The following is a 15,664-nucleotide window of genomic DNA, read 5'->3' as shown; positions in this document are numbered from 1 at the left end:
CCTTTGTCAACGGCGTGAAGTGAAAGCCAACCGTCAGGAGCTGTTCAGGGACGGGAACGGCGGAGGAGTCTGATGACGACGCTCTTGGAGGTGGGGGTGTTGGAGGTCTCCGCGACCGAGTCCAGGGGCACCAGGACGTTGGTCTCGGGGAAGTAGGCGGCGCAGCAGCCTCGGGCGGTGGGGTAGGCGACGGCGCGGAAGCCTTCGGCCCTGCGTTCGCCGTCGGGCCACTCGCTGACCAGGTCCACCATGTCGCCGTCGGCCAGGCCCCGCTCGGCGAGGTCGTCGGCGTGGACGAAGACGACCCGGCGGCCGTTGCGGATGCCCCGGTAGCGGTCGTCCATGCCGTAGATCGTGGTGTTGTACTGGTCGTGGCTGCGGACCGTCTGCAGCAGCAGCCGCCCCGGTGGGACCCGCAGCACCTCCAGGGGGTTGACGGTGAAGTTCGCCTTTCCGGTCGCGGTCGGGAAGCGGCGCTCGTCGCGGGGCGCGTTGGGCAGGGCGAAGCCGTCCGGGTGGCGGGCTCGGGCGTTGAAGTCCTCGAAGCCGGGGATCACCCGGGAGATGTGGTGGCGGATCACGTCGTAGTCGGCCGCGAACCGCTCCCAGGGCACCTGCGGGTCGGCGCCGAACAGTTCCTTCGCCAGGCGGCAGACGATGTCGACCTCGGAGAGCAGGTCGCCGGAGGCGGGCGGCAGGTTGCCCCGCGAGGCGTGGACGAGGCCCATGGAGTCCTCGACCGTGACGAAGCGGCCCGCGCCGCCGTCGGGCGCGGCGTCGCGTTCGGTGCGTCCCAGGGTGGGCAGGATGAGCGCCTCCCGCCCGCACACCGCGTGGGAACGATTCAGCTTGGTCGACACCTGCACCGTGAGCCGGGCCCGGCGCATCGCCTCCTCGGTCACCGCCGTGTCGGGGGTCGCGGCCACGAAGTTGCCGCCCATCGCGACGAAGACCTTCGCCTGCTCGGAGCGCAGGGCGCGGATCGCCTCCACGGTGTCGAAGCCGTGTTCGCGGGGCGGCTCGAAGCCGAACTCATCGCGCAGGGCGTCGAGGAACCACGCGGGGGGTTTCTCGTTGATGCCCATGGTGCGGTCGCCCTGGACGTTGGAGTGGCCCCGGACCGGGCACACGCCCGCTCCCGGGCGGCCCACGTTGCCGCGCAGCAGCAGGAAGTTGACGACCTCCCTGATGGTGGCGACGGAGTTCTTGTGCTGGGTGAGCCCCATCGCCCAGCAGACGATGACCGACTTCGCGCCCAGCACCTCCCGTACGGCGTCCTCGACGGCCGGGCGGTCCAGCCCGGTCGCCTCCTCGACCTCGGCCCAGTCGAGGGAGCGCAGGTCTTCTGCCCACTTGTCGAAGCCGTGAGTGTGGGTGTCGACGAAGTCGCGGTCGACCACGGTGCCGGGGGCGGCGTCCTCGGCTTCGAGCAGGAGCAGCGACATCGCCTGGAAGAGCGCGAGGTCGCCGTTGAGGCGGATCTGCAGGAACCGGTCGGCCAGCGTGGTGCCCTTGCCCACCAGCCCGGAGGCCCGCTGCGGGTTCTTGAAGCGGAGCAGCCCGGCCTCGGGCAGCGGGTTGACCGCGATGATCCTGGCGCCGCCGCGCTTGGCCCGCTCCAGCGCCGACAGCATGCGCGGGTGGTTGGTGCCGGGGTTCTGGCCGACCACGAAGACGAGGTCGGCCCGGTGCAGGTCCTCCAGCGAGACCGTGCCCTTGCCGATGCCGAGGGTCTCGTTGAGCGCCGAGCCGCTGGACTCGTGGCACATGTTGGAGCAGTCGGGCAGGTTGTTGGTGCCGAACCTGCGCACCAGGAGCTGGTAGGCGAACGCGGCCTCGTTGGAGGTGCGGCCCGAGGTGTAGAAGAGCGCCTCGTCGGGGCTGTCGAGCGCGCGCAGCTCGCGGGCGATGATGGCGAACGCGTCGTCCCAGGTCACCGGCACGTAGTGGTCGGAGCCTTCGGGCCGGTGCATCGGCTCGGTGAGCCGTCCCTGCTGGCCGAGCCAGTAGTCGGTGTGCCGGGCCAGGTCGTCCACGGTGTGCCTGGCGAAGAAGTCGCGGGTGACCCTGCGGACGGTGGCCTCCTCGGCGACCGCCTTGGCGCCGTTCTCGCAGAACTCCGCGGGGCTGCGGTGCCCGCCCTCGGGCCAGGCGCAGCCGGGGCAGTCGAAACCGTCCTTCTGGTTGATCACGGCGAGGGTGCGCAGGGTGCGGCCGACGCCCATCTGGGCGTTCGCGGCCCGCAGGGACCGGGTCACCCCGGGGATGCCGGCGGCCCACTCCTTGGGCGGGCCGACCTCGATGCCGTCCTCGTTGACGTCGTCGCGCGGAGCCTTCCTGGCCATCCTCGCGCCTCCTTCCCGCCGGGTCAGCACACTATAGGCGCTCGCCCGGTTCCTGGCCGGACCCGGCCCCCAGCCTGTCGAGCACCCAGTCGTGGAAGGCCCCGATGTGGTGCTCGCTGGGCACCAGGACCCCGCCTTGAGCGTACGCCCGGGAGTTCATCGCGGGCTGGCACCTCTCGCAGGCCTCGAAGTCCTGCACGTTGACGCGGTGGAAGAGCTCGACGGAGGGGCCCAGGTCCCTGCCCGAGTCCACGACGTCGCCCAGGAAGAGCCAGTCGCACTCCACGATCGTCCGGTCGGCCGCCAGCGGGAACATCCGGTGCAGGATCACGTGGTCGGGTACGAGGTTGACGAAGACCTGCGGTTTGATGGTGATCGCGTAGTAGCGGCGGTCCTGATCTTCGCCGATCCCCGGGATGCGGTCGACGCCCTCGGAGCCGTCGACGGTGAACCCCCGGATCTCCTCGCCGAACTCGGCCCCGTGCCCGACGAAGGACTGCGCCGCGTACCCGTCGGCGAACTCCGGAAGCACCTCGGTGAGCTCGGGGTGGATGGTGGCGCAGTGGTAGCACTCCATGAAGTTCTCGACGATGAGCTTCCAGTTCGCCTTCACGTCGTAGACGATCCTGCGGCCCACCTTGAGGTTGGCGATGTCGTAGTTCTCGATGGACCTCTCGTCGCCCAGCCGGTGCGTCGCCTCGGCGATCACATCCGCCTCGAACGACGGCGGCTCGTCGGCCAGGCACACCCACACGTACCCGATCCACTCGCGCACGTGCACGCTGATCAGCCCGTACTCCACCCGGTCGATGTCGGGCATCCTGGTGAGGTTCGGCGCGGCGATCAGCTTGCCGTCGAGATCGTAGGTCCACGCGTGGTACGGGCACTGGAAGGACCGTTTGACCTCGCCGGACTCCTCGGTGCGTATCCGGGCGCCCCGGTGGCGGCACACGTTGAGGAAGGCCCGGATCGAGCCGTCTCTGGCCCGGGTGACGAGGACGCTCTCGCGGCCCACCTGGACGGTCCTGAAGGCTCCGGGTTTGCCGAGGTCGGACGCGCGGGCGACGCAGAACCACATCGTCTCGAAGACGCGGGCCTGCTCCAGGGCGAAGATGTTCTCGTCGGTGTAGTAGCCGCCCGGCAGGGTGGCGATCACGCTGGGGGGCAGGCTTCTCGCGGTCACGATCGCTCCTCTTCACGCGGTGCTCGCGTCTTCACGGTGCTCGCTTTTTCTGCATGGCCCTCGGGGCGGCACCCTCGCCTACGCGGTGCTCGCGTTCTCACGCGGCGCCCCGGCCTACGCGTTCTCGCGCGATCTTTTATGCGGTGCTCGTGCGGACGCCGGGCGGCAGGTTCGGCGGCTCGGAGGAGGGGATGACGTAGACGGTGTCGTCCTCGACCACCACCCGGTGGGTGCGCAGGGGCAGCTTGGCGGGAGGAGAGTTCGGCCGTCCCGTCCGCAGGTCGAAACTCGACGAGTGCAGGGGGCACTCGATCTCGCAGCCCTCCAGCCACCCGTCGGACAGGGAGGCGTCCTGGTGGGTGCAGGTGTCGTCCACGGCGTAGATCTCGCCGTCCTCGGTGTGGAAGACGGCGATCGGCGGGTCGACGTCGAGCCGGTGGGCCTCACCCGGTGGAAGAGCCGCGAGGGGACAGGCAGGGATCATCGCAACAAACCCCGGTTTCGTAAGGCGGAACAGGCAGCGCTATACGCAACAGCGTGACCTCAGGGAATCCCGATGTCAAGGGTCATCCCAGAGCTTCGGCGGCCGGGTTCACCCTGGTGACCGGCACGTCACGTCACCGTCACACGAAGGGCTCACGCGTAGGCGTCGAGGCCGAGTTTGATCGCGACGATCAGGCCGCAGGTGGCGGTGCCGAGCCGGAGCGCGCGGCCGGGCAGGCGGCGGGCGAGCGGCGGTCCGAGCAGGCCGCCCAGGAAGAATCCCAGCGCGAGCGGCGCCACCGCCGACCACTGCACCGGGCCGAAGAGGGCGAAGCCGATCGTGGCCACCGCGTTCGCCAGCGAGGACACGACGGACTTGATCGCGTTGACCCTGACCGGCGCCTGGTCGAGCACGGCCGAGAGCACCGCGAACATGAGGATCCCGCCCGCGGCACCGAAGTAGCCGATGTAGACCGCGACGACGAAGAGCGCGGCGCGCGCCGTCCACCCGTTCTCGTCTCCGATGCCTCCTTCGGCCTTGGGCGGGCGGATCAGCAGCAGCGAGGCGACCGCGATCAGCCACGGCGCGATCGCCTCGAACGTGTCGGAAGGGGTCATCAGCAGCAGCGCCGACCCCACCGCCCCGCCGATCAGGGTCATCACGCCGAGCCGTAGGACCCTGCCGCCCTGCCCGGCGAGCTCAGGTCTCGAACCGAGCGCCGCACCCACGCCGTGGAAGGTGAGCGCCACGGTGTTCGTGACGTTCGCGGTCAGCGGCGGCAGGCCGAACGCGAGCAGCGCCGGGTAGGAGACGATCGACGCCAGGCTCACCACCGTGCCGACCACCCCGGCCAGCGTCCCGGCGCCCAACAGTCCCAGCATCTCGGCCATGTCCACGGGGTCACAGCCAATCACACGCCCACGCGTGACGTGCCCGGGCCCCCCAGCCCCACCTCCTTGTCGGCCGGTACGGGGTCCGCGGGGAGCAGGACGGTGAACACCGCCCCGGCTCCCGGGTGCCCGTCCGCGGTGACGGTCCCGCCGTGGCCGTCCACCACCTCGCGGACGAGGGCGAGACCGAGACCCAGGCCCCCGCTGCGGGACCCGCCGACGAACCGGGTGAAGAGACGTTCGGCGTCGCGGGGATCGAGGCCCGCGCCGTCGTCGCGGACGTCGAGCCGGACCGTCTCCGGGGCGCCGGAGAGGACCACCCAGATGTGGCCGCCCGCCCGGGTGTGGGTGAGCGCGTTGTCCAGGAGCGCGGAGATCACTCTTCGCAGCGCGGACTGCGCCCCGCGCACGACGTGGCCGCCCGGCCCCTGGCACCGTACCTCGATCGTCACGCCGCGCGCCTGGGCACGGGCCGTCTCGGCCAGGACGAGCTCCTCGGCCAGCGCGGCGAGGTCGACCGGACCGAAAGGCTTGCGCAGCTGCCCGAACTGGGCCGTCAGCAGCAGGTCCTCGACCACGTCGCCCAGCTGCCGGGTGCCGTTCACCAGCTGGTCGACCTCGGCCGCGGCGAGGAGCGGGTCGGTCTCCCGCCGCAACCCGCGGGCGACGATCTGGGCGCGGACGTGCAGGCGGGTGAGCGGGGTACGCAGCTCGTGACTGACGTCCGCGGCGAACCGGCGCTGGCGGGCCAGCGCCTCGCCCAGCGGCGCGATCGCCCTTCGGGCGACGACCTGACCGATCATCAGTGCGGCCAGCAGGCCGGTGAGCTCGGCGACGGCGAGCGTGCGCAGCAACCGGCGCCGCTCCGCGGCCTGGTAGCGAAGGTCCATCGCCGCCTGGACCGTCACGTCACCACGCCGCTGGGTGCGGATGAGATAGGACTGCCCGGCGATCTCGACCTGGGCGACCTGGGGCTCGTGTCCGGCCGCGACCTGGCGCAGCGCGGTGCGCACCGGCAGCGCCACGGGTGCGCCGGGAGAGCTGAGCACGGCGCCGTCCCGCAGTTCGAACAGCCAGACGCAGGGCGGGGGCTGCGACAGGGGGGCGCGCTGGGCCGCGACGGTGAGATCACGCCGCGCGGAGGCCTCCTGGTCGCTCACGATGACGCAGTACGCCAGCCATCCGACGAGCACGAGCATCACGGAGATCGCGCCCGCCACCTGCGTGGTGATCCGGCGGCGGGCACGGGCCAGCAGGTGGCGCTCCGGCTCGTGGGGCGGACGCCTTCTCACAGCCCGCCCAGGCGGTATCCAACACCTCGCACGGTGCGTACGACGTCCGCCCCCAGCTTGGCGCGCAGATAGTAGACGTAGGTGTCCACGATCGACTCCGTCCGGGCGCCGTCGAAGACGCGATGGCGCAGCGAGGCGCGCGTGTGCACCTGCCGCGGCCGGGTCGCCAGCGCGCACAGCAGCCGGCACTCCTGCCCCGACAGCGTCACCTGCTCACCGGTCGGCAGCTCCACGACGTGGGACTCGGGGTCCAGCCAGCCCGCGCCGAGCGGCAGCAGCCTGGCCTGGTCGAGGTTCCTGCGATGCAGTGCCCGCACCCTCGCCAGCAGCTCCTCGATCTCGAATGGTTTGACCAGGTAGTCCTCGGCGCCCGCGTCGAGCCCGGTGACCCGGTCGGCGACCGTGCCGAAGGCGCTCAGCACGAGCACCGGCACGGTGACGGCCCGCCGTCGCAGCCGGGTCAGCAACTCGATGCCGTCGACCGCCGGCAGGCCCCGGTCGACGATCATCACGTCGTAGGGACGGCTCAGGCCCAGGTGCAGGCCGCGCTGTCCCTCCCGGGCCAGGTCGACCCTGTATCCCTGCTCGGTGAACAATCCGAACAGCATGGACCCGAGCTCGCGGTCGTCCTCGACGAGGAGCAACCGGCCAGCGGACGGGCTGGATATCGCCGATGTCGCAGCCACGAAGCAACCGTAGACATTCCTCCCACCGAATTACCAGTTTTCCCGAAATTGTTGAAACTTACATGACAATGTCCACAGCGTGTTCAGATGATCACAAAGCGATATTTATCATGCATTTGGGGCATTCAACGCATCTGAGCTATTCGGACGGTCACGAGGAAAGAGATTTCTCGACCTGTTCCTCCGAGGAGCGCGGACCCCGGTCGGCGGACACGGATCCGTGGGCGCGTTCGTGGCGCTCCGGCAGCGCCAGTTTGTACAGCGGCAGGGCTCCCGCGGTGGTGACGATGGCCACCAGCACGAGAATGGCGAAGAGCTCCTGGGTGATCATGCCCTGCGCCAGGCCGATGTTGATGAAGATGAGGATCATCAGCCCTCGCGCGTTCATGAGCGCCCCCACCGCGTAGGACTCGCGCCAGCCGAATCCCAGGGCCCTCATCGACAACGAGCAGCCGAAGTACTTCCCGCAGAAACCCGCGGCGAGGATCGCGGCGAACGCCAGGAGCATGGGACCGCCGGCGATGCCGTCGAGGTGGGTGTTCAGCCCCGAGAAGGCGAAGAAGACCGGCAGCAGCAACGTCGAGACGACGTCCATCATGCGGCCGTGCAGCGCCTGGCGGAACGCCGGGTCGCGGGGCATCGCCAGCCCGGCGATGAAACCGCCGAAGACCGCGTAGACCCCGATCCAGTCGGTGAGCCAGCCGGCGGTGAGAGGGACGAGGACGACGACGTACATCGCGCCGGGGCCGATCTTTCCGGTCCGCGCGACGCTCTCGCCCAGGGGCCGCAGCAGCGGCGCGACCACCTTCAGCATCACCACCGCGAACAGCGCCGCCAAGGCGATGGTGCGCACCGCGTCGCCGGTCCCCGCGTTGAGGTGCATCGCCGACAGCACGGCGAGGATGCACCAGGCGAGGGCGTCGTCGATGGAGGCCGCCACCAGGGTGAGTCTTCCGAGGGGGGAGTTCTCCAGCCCTCGCTCGTACAGGATCCTGGCCAGCATGGGGAACGCGGTCAGCGAGAGCGCTCCCCCCACGAACAGGGCGAACTCCCACCGGCTGACGTCGGGGCGCGAGAGCATCTCCCACAGGAGCAGGCCGACGCAGGAGCCGAGGATGAGGGCGGGGACGATGCCGGCGAGCGCCAGCGTCGCCGCCCGACGGCCCTGGCCGGGCTCCTCCACGCCGTGCCCGAGCCCGGCCCCCACCAGGAACATGTACAGCGTCAGCCCGATGGTGCTCAACACGTACAGGACCGGCCTGACCTCGGCGGGGAACACGGCCGCCTGCGCCTCGGGGAACAGCTGGCCGAACAGCGTCGGACCGAGGAGGACACCGGCGACCATCTCGCCGAGGACGCGCGGCTGCATCATCATGAGCGCCAGCCGGCCGCATATCGCCGCGGCCAGCAGAATGACGACCAGGGCGGGCAGGACCTTGAGGATCAGTTCGAGGTTCGGGTCACCGGCGGCGACCTGTGCCAGGGTGGGCATACCGTTTCTCCGCTCGTGGTCCGGGTGATCATCTGCTCTTTGTGGCGGCCAGGCGATCGGCCTCCGCGAAATGGCGCTCACACAGCCGTTGCTCGCGCGCGTCCCAGACCATGTAGGTGCCGAGGACGAGTTGCACCAGGCTGCGCCAGACGTCCTCCCAGCGGTCGCGGAACCGCACGAACACCAACGTCGCCCGATGGGCCGCCCCCCTTCGGGCGCCCCTCGGAACGAGCAGGCACGGTCCCCGGTTGGGCATCGAGCGGGTGTGGGAGGCGGAGGTGTCGAGGGCGTACGCGCGCAGGACCTCCCGCACCGCCACCCGCATGGTGATCGGCGCCAGCCGCCAGGCGGGGCAGGGACGGTTCGCGGCGATGCCGAACGGGATGTGGTTGAGTTCCCGGACCGCGGGCCGGTCCGGGCGAGGACGGCCCGAGACGGGACAGCCGGGGGCCGGGCGGTCCGGGGCGGGACCGCTCTGGCCTGAGTGGTCCGGCCGGTCGCCCCGCCCCGAGCGGCCCGTCCGACCTCCTCGGCCCGAGCGGTCCGGTTCCGGAGGGGCCTGGCTTGAGCGGTCCAGGTGCGAGTAGTTCGCGTGCGAGCGGTCCGTGGCGAAACGGCCGGGGTCGAAACGGCCGGGATCGGAGAAGCCCTCGCGGTGGAAGGCGGGATAGTCGAAGCACAGTACCGAGCCGGCCGGGATCGTCGTGTGCTCGTCGAGGGAGATGTCGCCGGTGGTGACACGGTGGGCGATGCCGAAGAGCGGGTAGAGCCGCAGCGTCTCGGAGATGACGCGGTCGAGGTGGCGATCGTCGCCCGCGAGCACCTCGGCCTGAGTCTCCGGGTGCTGGGCGAGGACCATCAGCAGGTGGGCCGTCGCCTCCGACATCTGGACGACCGCGGTGTTGAAGAAGGTCCCCTGCAGATAGAGGGCCTGCTCCCTGGCCGACAGCCCCGCGGGGAGCCGGTCTCGCACCCGGGGCAGCAGGCCGGCGAGATACCGGGTCAGCCGGTCGCGCCGGTCCATGTGCCGCAGCCCGCAGCACTTGAGCGCGGTGACGACGTCGTCCGCGTTGGCCACGATCAGGTCGCGCGCCGTCGGCGGACACGGCTCGCCGAAGACGAGTTCGTAGTAGAACTCCGCCCAGACCGGCATCATCAGGTCGCGCAGCCGGACCAGCCCACCCGCGTCCCGCAGCGTCCGGGCGACGCAGCGGCGGGTGAGCTCCTCGGCCTCCACGCGCGGTACGGAGAGGAAGCCGCGCGTGGCACGGGCGACCGCGTCGTACCGCTCTCCCACCTCGAGGTGTTCCTGGTGCAGCTCGGCGCCGGGCGAGAGCCAGTACCAGAACAGGTCCGACAGCGCGGCCCCCCGGCTGCGGCCGTTCACAGCCGGGTGGGAGTAGATCTCCCTGAACCTCTCGACGCCGATCAGGTCTCCGGGGACGGTGATCCCCTCCTCCCCGTTGATCCGGGCGAAGACCCGCGTCCGCAGCGCCACGACCTTGGCCGGGAGCCATCGAGGCAGGCTGAGCACGGCGACGGCACCGGCCGCTATCACCGCCGCCCTGACCGGCGCGGTCACCGGCATGACCGCCGCACCATGCCCGGATCGAGGTCGTGGACCGACGCGCAGCCGCACAGGGTGAGCGCGTGCTCGACCTCCGCACGGAGCAGGTCGAGCACGCGGGTCACGCCGCGCTCGCCGTCCGCGGCCAGACCCCAGATCACCGGACGGCCGACCGCGACCGCGTCGGCGCCCAGCGCCATCGCCTTCAGCACGTCGGTACCGCGCCGTACGCCTCCGTCCATCAGCACCGGGACGGCACCGCCGACGGCGGCCACGATCTCCGGCAGCAGGTCGACGGCGGCCGGGACCGTGTCGAGCTGGCGGCCGCCGTGGTTGGACACCATCAGCCCCGAGACCCCGTGGTCGAGCGCGAGGCGCGCGTCGGCGGGATGCGCGACGCCCTTGAGGATGATCGGGAGCGCCGTCGTCTCCCTGAGCCGGTCGATGTGCTCCCAGGAGATCTCCGGCGACATGACGATCGGCCGTACCCGCCCGCCGTCGCGCAGGTTCTCGCAGGCCATCCCCTTCGGCAGGTCGTGGAAGCCGTGCTGCCGTTCCCGGTCCCGCAGGCCATGGGCCGGTGAGTCCACCGTGACGACCAGCGCCCGGCACCCGGCCGCCTCGGCGCGCCGCACGAGCGTCTCGGTGAAGGCCATGTCCGGCTGGACGTAGAGCTGGAACCACAGGGTGGCCTCGGGCGCCGCTGCGGCCACGTCCCCGACGGCGACGGTGGACGCCATGCTCACGATCATGATCGTCCCCGCGCGGGCCGCCGCCCGCGCGGTGGCCCGCTCGCCCTCGGGGTCGGCGAGCCGGTGGAAGGCGGTCGGCGCCACCAGCACGGGCATCGCCGCCCGGCCGCCGGGCAGGGTGACGTCGGTCCGGGGTCTCCCCGCGCCTCGCAGCACCCGAGGCACCAGGGAGAGCCTCTCGAACGCGGCCTCGTTCGCCCGTACGGTGACCTCCTCCCCCGCACCGCCCGCGAAGTAGTCGTAGTGCTCGGGGGCGAGGCGCGCACGGGCCGCGGCCTCGAACTCGCGCGGGGTCCACGGGCCCGCCGGGGCCGGCTGCGCGGCCGGGGGCGTCGGGGGCGTCGGGGTCACAGTCGCCCGTGTGCTCGCGTCCGCCAGGTGCGGGAGACGCTCATCCGCCGCGTCCGGCATCCTCGCGTCCACCGCGTGCGGGACCATGTCCGGCACGTCCGCCAGGTGTGGGAAGGGATCACCCGCCACGCCCGTCCTCCCCACGCCCATCAGGTGCGGGACCATGTCCGGCGTCCTCACGTCCGTCACGCCGGTACCGAGGCGGTCTGGCGGGCGAAGAACGCGCGGAGCGGTTCGACGTGGACCTCCCGGGAGGTCCACTCGTTCTCCAGGTTCTCGGTGACGTGGTGGACGGCCGGCGGCGCGCCGGCCCGGTGGTGGCGCACGACCGGGTGCAGATAATGGCCCTCGGCGGCGCGTTCGGCGTCGTTCTGCCGGATCCGGCCCACCCCGATGTCGAACGGATCGACCTTGTCGTGCTCGGGTCCGTACTCCAAGGTGATCGTGAAGTGGCCGCCGTCGCCGATCGGCGGACCTTCCAGGTCGACCGGCAGCTCCTCCATATAGCGCGCCCCGCCGTGGCCGTCGAGGACGATGACGTCGCCCAGCAGCCCGAACTGCTGCCACAGTGCCGAACTGCGGTTGACCCGTTCGAGCACCGCCTCCGCGAGCGCCTCCGGCTCGGCCGGGAGCTCACGGCCGGGCCACGGGGCGTCGTGGTACCTGTTCTCCAGGACTCGGTGCAGCGCCCGGGTGCCGTACCGGAAACCGTGGATGAACCCGCTGGTGCCGCGCTTGAAGTCGCGGGACTGCGTCAGGGTTCCCGCGAAGTAGAGGCCGGGCACGTTGGCCGACTCGTAGGCGGGGGTGAGCGCGGGGAACCTGTCGTTGATCATCAGGTCCGGGCGGCACTCGTCGGAGAAGATCGAGGCGTCGATCCGGAAGCCGGTGCAGACGATGACCCTGTCGTAGGGGATGTCCTTGGTGACCTCGTCGGCGCGGACGAAGCTCACCGTCACCAGGTACGAGCCGTCGGCCTGGCGCTCGATCCGCTTGACGTCGCCGTCGAGCAGCGCGTTCTGGGACTTGAGCTGGTAGGTGTCGAGGAAGTTGTTGTTGACCGCGCGCAGGTTTCCGACGAAGTGGGTGCGCCACGCCATCCGGACGGAGTTCGGCCCGGAGACGTGGATCACCGCGGCCGTCTCGACCAGGCTGTCGGCCGTCTCGAACGCCGAGTTGCCCTTGCCGATGATGAGCACCCGCTGGTTCACGTATTCGGACGGGTCGGTGGAGACGGTGCCGTAGGGTTCGGCCGTCTCGATGCCCGGTATCGGCGGGATGTTGGGCCGGCTGACCCCGGTCGCGACGACCAGCCGTCTCGCCTCGTAGGTCCGGCCGCGCTCGTCGGTCACCAGGAAGTGGCCGTTGCCGGAGGCACGGGTGACCTGGGTGACGCGGGCGTCGTAGGTGACGCGCAGGTCGCAGGCGGCGGCGAAGTCGGCGAGATAGCGGACCATGTCGTCGGCGTGGGGGAAGTAGCGGTCGCTGTAGCGGGTGAACAGCAGGTCGGGGTCGTCCGACAGCAGCGAGTTCCAGTCCATCCGGAGGTTGAGTTCGGGATCGTCGGAACCGGTGTACTTCTTGTTGATCGAGATGAGCTGGCGGTGGCGCGGGAAGGTCTGGAAGAACGCGCCCGCCGCGGGGCCCGCCTCCAGGATCAGATAGCTCCGTCCCGCCTTGGCGAGAAGGTATCCCAGTTGCAGACCCGCGGGTCCTGCACCGATCACCACGTAGTCCAGGGCATTGTCCGGCACGTACAACCTCCGTCACAGCGATCTGGTCGAACGGACGCCATCAGTGTTGGCGGGCAATTCTCAGAGAAGGATCAGAGAGCCCGCCGGTCGAGCAGGTCCAGCAGAGCGCGCTTGTCGGGCTTGCCGCTCGCGGCGACCGGGACGGAGGACAGCGTCGTGATCGTCCAGGGGACGCTGCTCTCGCCGAGTTCGTCGCCCACCAGCGCGGCCAGCGCGTCGCAGTCGAGGGTCCTGCCCTCGGCCGGTACGACGAACGCGTGGACGGCCTCTCCCGTCAGCTCGTCCGGTGCCCCGGCCACGTACGCCTCGGCGACGTCGGGATGGCCGGCCAGCACCCGCTCGATGGGCCCCGCGTACACCACCATCGCGTTGACCATGATCACGTCACGGGTGCGGCCGACAAGGTGCAGGAAACCCTTCTCGTCCAGGTGGCCGAGGTCCCGGGTGCGCACCCAGCCGTCCCGCAGGGTCTCGCCGGTCTCCTTCGGATCCCCCCAGTAACCCGACATCAGGTACGGGGTGCGCACGTAGATCTCACCGGTGCGCCCTACGGCCACCTCATGGTCCTCCTCGTCGCGCACGCTGATCTCGACACCCGAGTACGGTCGGCCGACCGAGGGCAGGGCGTGGGCCGGGAACGCGGCGATGTCCGCGGGAGTGAGCACCGAGATCAGGCCCACCTCGGTCTGCCCGTACCCCTGGTAGACCACGGGCCCGAGCCGGTCCCCCGCCTCCGCCAGACGCCCCGGACCGATCGGTGATCCGGCCACCACCAGCGCGCGCAGGCAGCCGACGTCGACCGGCTCGTCCCGGAGCAGGTCGAGCATCTGGTACAGCCGGGGCACGGTAATGATGGAGCCGGTGATCCGGTGGCGTTCGATCGCGTACGGGAACAGGGGCTTACCGTCCTCCTCGGGGATCACCGCGGTGCCCCCTCCCAGCAGGCACAGCCCCAGGAAGTCCAGGACCACCATGCTGGACAGGGTGCCGAACAGCATGTAGCGCTCGAAGGCTCCCGCGAGCTCGTTCGTGAGCGGGGACCACACGCGGGGCTGCCACGACCAGTGCTCGCCGAGCGCGCGGTAGGTGATCGCGCAGCCTTTGGGGCGGCCGGTGCTGCCGCTGGTGAAACTCAGGGCGGCCACGTCGTCCGGACGGGCCGCGGCGACGAGGGGCCGCTGCTCGTCGGCACCGGTGTCGGCGAGCAGGTCGACCGCCGCGAGGACAGAACGGCCGTCGGGCTGGGGGCACGGCCCGAGCGAGAGCAGCGTGATGGGGCCGGCGGCCCCGAGCAGCTCCGGCGTCACGGTGGACCGGTCGACGAGGAGGGCGTCGACTCCCATCCCGAGCACATGGGCGAGCTGGGCCGCCGGGTAGCCGGGCCGGACTCCCACGACCCGGCAGCCCAGGGTGTAGGCGGCGATGTGGGCGGCGAACGCCTCGGGGGTGACGCCCGTGTTGACGGCGACGGCCCTGCCGGGGCCCAGCCCGGCGTCGAGCATCGCCCCCGCCAGCCGCCAGATGATCTCCAGTAGCTCACCTCGCGAGACGACCCTGTCCCCCTGCTCGAAGGCCGGGGCGCCGGGCGAGTTCCGCAGCGCTTCGAGAAGGGGGTGCGGGAACGGCGGCTCGGCGGGAACACTCATGCTCGGCTCCTCTGGTCTCACTCGGGTCACCGCGGCGTCTTCGCGATTCCGGATCTCTCCGGGGTCTTCGCCGGGGTTCTTCCGGGGGCGTTTCCTGGACCCTCGTGGGTCCCTGCGGCGGCTATGGGACCCGCCTGGGCGGCATGCCGTGTACGGTCGGCATGCCGCCCATCACGAAGCTAGACAGCGCAGATCAGAGAATCATCAGAGATCCCGCCCCACCGGCCGCCGGTCGTCGACATCCGGTGGGGGCGCCCCGGGCGAGCTCCCGGAAATCCGGCTTCTCGGAAACCCGGTCGGAATCGCGACCTCAAAGTGAATCTGACCGCGCCCGACCGATCGAATGACCGTCCATGGGGCACAGCCATCAGATGAGCAGCGGACGATCCGGGCACGACGCGGTGCGGGAGCGGCCTTCGCCGGTGAGAGCGCGAGCGGGCGCGGCGAGCGTGCTCGGCACGGTGCTGCTGGGCGCGATGGTCGTCGCGCAGGTCGCCACGGGACTGCAGGCCCGGCCGATCCTGCTGACCAGCGTCGTCGTCCTGCTGCTCGCGGCGAGCGCGCTCGCCTTCGCCTGCGCGACCCACTCCCCCGCCAAGGTCTTCGCGGCGTTCGCGGCCGTGGTCGCGACCGGGTACGCCGCCGAGTGGATCGGGATCAGGACGGGCGTGCCGTTCGGCGCCTACCACTACACCGATGTTCTCCAGCCCGCGCTCGGCGGGGTGCCGGTGATCGTGGCGGTGGCGTGGGGCGGCATGGGGCTCGCGGCCCACGCCGTGGCCGCCGCCATCGCGCCGGGGAGCAGGGCCGCGCGGATCGTCACGGGGGCGCTCGCCCTCACCGCCTGGGACCTGTTCCTGGACCCGCAGATGATGCGGCTGGACCTGTGGGTCTGGCACGACCCCGGCCCCTACCGGGACGTCCCCCTCGGCAACTTCGCGGGTTGGCTCGTCGTCTCCCTGCTGGTCATGGCCCTGCTGGAGGGCGTACTCACCGAGCCCGCGACGTGGAACGCCGGGCTGGTGTCGGTCTACACGGTGATGGCGGTCATGGAGACCATCGGCTTCGCGTTCGTCTTCGACCCGACGGACCCGCTGGTGGCCACGGCCGGAGGGCTCTCGATGGGCCTGTTCACCCTGCTCGCCTGGAGGCGCGGACGCCGTGGACGGCCGGATCCCGAGGCGGGCCGGGCGTGACACCTCACCCATGGAACCCATCGGAT

General features: G+C 71.0%; 12 protein-coding genes. 1 reads left to right on the top strand and 11 read right to left on the bottom strand.

All coding sequences use genetic code 11. The features are described from left to right. Nucleotides 1–44 precede the first annotated feature (44 nt). From ACIBH4_RS22195 to ACIBH4_RS22145, 11 genes are all read right to left on the bottom strand, one after another. Nucleotides 45–2,345 carry an FdhF/YdeP family oxidoreductase gene (locus ACIBH4_RS22195; protein ID WP_362768769.1) on the bottom strand — a complete coding sequence of 767 codons (2,301 nt, stop codon included), beginning with the start codon at nucleotides 2,343–2,345 and terminating at the stop codon, nucleotides 45–47. A gap of 31 nt (nucleotides 2,346–2,376) precedes the next feature. Further along, entirely contained in the window at nucleotides 2,377–3,528 is a 1,152-nt protein-coding gene (locus ACIBH4_RS22190; protein WP_362768766.1) for an aromatic ring-hydroxylating dioxygenase subunit alpha, read from the bottom strand. A gap of 136 nt (nucleotides 3,529–3,664) precedes the next feature. Further along, nucleotides 3,665–4,012 carry a bifunctional 3-phenylpropionate/cinnamic acid dioxygenase ferredoxin subunit gene (locus ACIBH4_RS22185; protein ID WP_362768763.1) on the bottom strand — a complete coding sequence of 116 codons (348 nt, stop codon included), beginning with the start codon at nucleotides 4,010–4,012 and terminating at the stop codon, nucleotides 3,665–3,667. A 152-nt stretch (nucleotides 4,013–4,164) separates the two neighbouring features. Then, entirely contained in the window at nucleotides 4,165–4,902 is a 738-nt protein-coding gene (locus ACIBH4_RS22180; protein WP_362768761.1) for a sulfite exporter TauE/SafE family protein, read from the bottom strand. 20 nt (nucleotides 4,903–4,922) lie between these two features. Then, nucleotides 4,923–6,194, bottom strand: coding sequence for a HAMP domain-containing sensor histidine kinase (locus ACIBH4_RS22175; RefSeq protein WP_362768759.1), 1,272 nt, complete (start codon nucleotides 6,192–6,194; stop codon nucleotides 4,923–4,925). Next, on the bottom strand, nucleotides 6,191–6,880 hold the full coding sequence (locus ACIBH4_RS22170) for a response regulator transcription factor (protein WP_362511621.1): 690 nt from the start codon (nucleotides 6,878–6,880) through the stop codon (nucleotides 6,191–6,193). The genes ACIBH4_RS22175 and ACIBH4_RS22170 overlap by 4 nt, the downstream gene beginning before the upstream one ends. Nucleotides 6,881–7,031: 151 nt before the next feature. Further along, entirely contained in the window at nucleotides 7,032–8,372 is a 1,341-nt protein-coding gene (locus ACIBH4_RS22165; protein WP_362511623.1) for a cation:proton antiporter, read from the bottom strand. Between the two features lie 28 nt (nucleotides 8,373–8,400). Further along, entirely contained in the window at nucleotides 8,401–9,960 is a 1,560-nt protein-coding gene (locus ACIBH4_RS22160; RefSeq protein WP_362511626.1) for a cytochrome P450, read from the bottom strand. Further along, on the bottom strand, nucleotides 9,951–11,231 hold the full coding sequence (locus ACIBH4_RS22155) for an alpha-hydroxy acid oxidase (RefSeq protein ID WP_362511628.1): 1,281 nt from the start codon (nucleotides 11,229–11,231) through the stop codon (nucleotides 9,951–9,953). The genes ACIBH4_RS22160 and ACIBH4_RS22155 overlap by 10 nt, the downstream gene beginning before the upstream one ends. Beyond that, nucleotides 11,228–12,796: an NAD(P)-binding domain-containing protein gene (locus tag ACIBH4_RS22150; protein WP_362768756.1), complete on the bottom strand. Its 1,569-nt coding sequence runs from the start codon at nucleotides 12,794–12,796 to the stop codon at nucleotides 11,228–11,230. The genes ACIBH4_RS22155 and ACIBH4_RS22150 overlap by 4 nt, the downstream gene beginning before the upstream one ends. Nucleotides 12,797–12,867: 71 nt before the next feature. Continuing rightward, nucleotides 12,868–14,442, bottom strand: a complete 1,575-nt coding sequence (locus tag ACIBH4_RS22145; RefSeq protein WP_362511634.1) for an AMP-binding protein — start codon at nucleotides 14,440–14,442, stop codon at nucleotides 12,868–12,870. Nucleotides 14,443–14,813: 371 nt separating this feature from the next. On the opposite strand from ACIBH4_RS22145, the gene ACIBH4_RS22140 reads away from it, so the two are divergent. Further along, complete coding sequence (locus tag ACIBH4_RS22140) at nucleotides 14,814–15,638, top strand: carotenoid biosynthesis protein (RefSeq protein ID WP_362768753.1); 825 nt, start codon at nucleotides 14,814–14,816, stop codon at nucleotides 15,636–15,638. Nucleotides 15,639–15,664 lie beyond the last annotated feature (26 nt).

The organism is Streptosporangium sp. NPDC050284 (assembly GCF_044459525.1).
Taxonomy (GTDB): domain Bacteria; phylum Actinomycetota; class Actinomycetes; order Streptosporangiales; family Streptosporangiaceae; genus Streptosporangium.
The sequence above is the reverse complement of the archived record's forward strand: the minus strand, read 5'-3'. Positions and strand labels throughout refer to the sequence as shown.

Coding starts and splice junctions, on each gene's coding strand:
- ACIBH4_RS22195 (WP_362768769.1), bottom strand. CDS start 2,345: ATGGCCAGGAAGGCTCCGCGCGACGACGTCAACGAGGACGGCATCGAG.
- ACIBH4_RS22185 (WP_362768763.1), bottom strand. CDS start 4,012: ATGATCCCTGCCTGTCCCCTCGCGGCTCTTCCACCGGGTGAGGCCCAC.
- ACIBH4_RS22180 (WP_362768761.1), bottom strand. CDS start 4,902: ATGGCCGAGATGCTGGGACTGTTGGGCGCCGGGACGCTGGCCGGGGTG.
- ACIBH4_RS22165 (WP_362511623.1), bottom strand. CDS start 8,372: ATGCCCACCCTGGCACAGGTCGCCGCCGGTGACCCGAACCTCGAACTG.
- ACIBH4_RS22160 (WP_362511626.1), bottom strand. CDS start 9,960: ATGCCGGTGACCGCGCCGGTCAGGGCGGCGGTGATAGCGGCCGGTGCC.
- ACIBH4_RS22145 (WP_362511634.1), bottom strand. CDS start 14,442: ATGAGTGTTCCCGCCGAGCCGCCGTTCCCGCACCCCCTTCTCGAAGCG.
- ACIBH4_RS22140 (WP_362768753.1), top strand. CDS start 14,814: ATGAGCAGCGGACGATCCGGGCACGACGCGGTGCGGGAGCGGCCTTCG.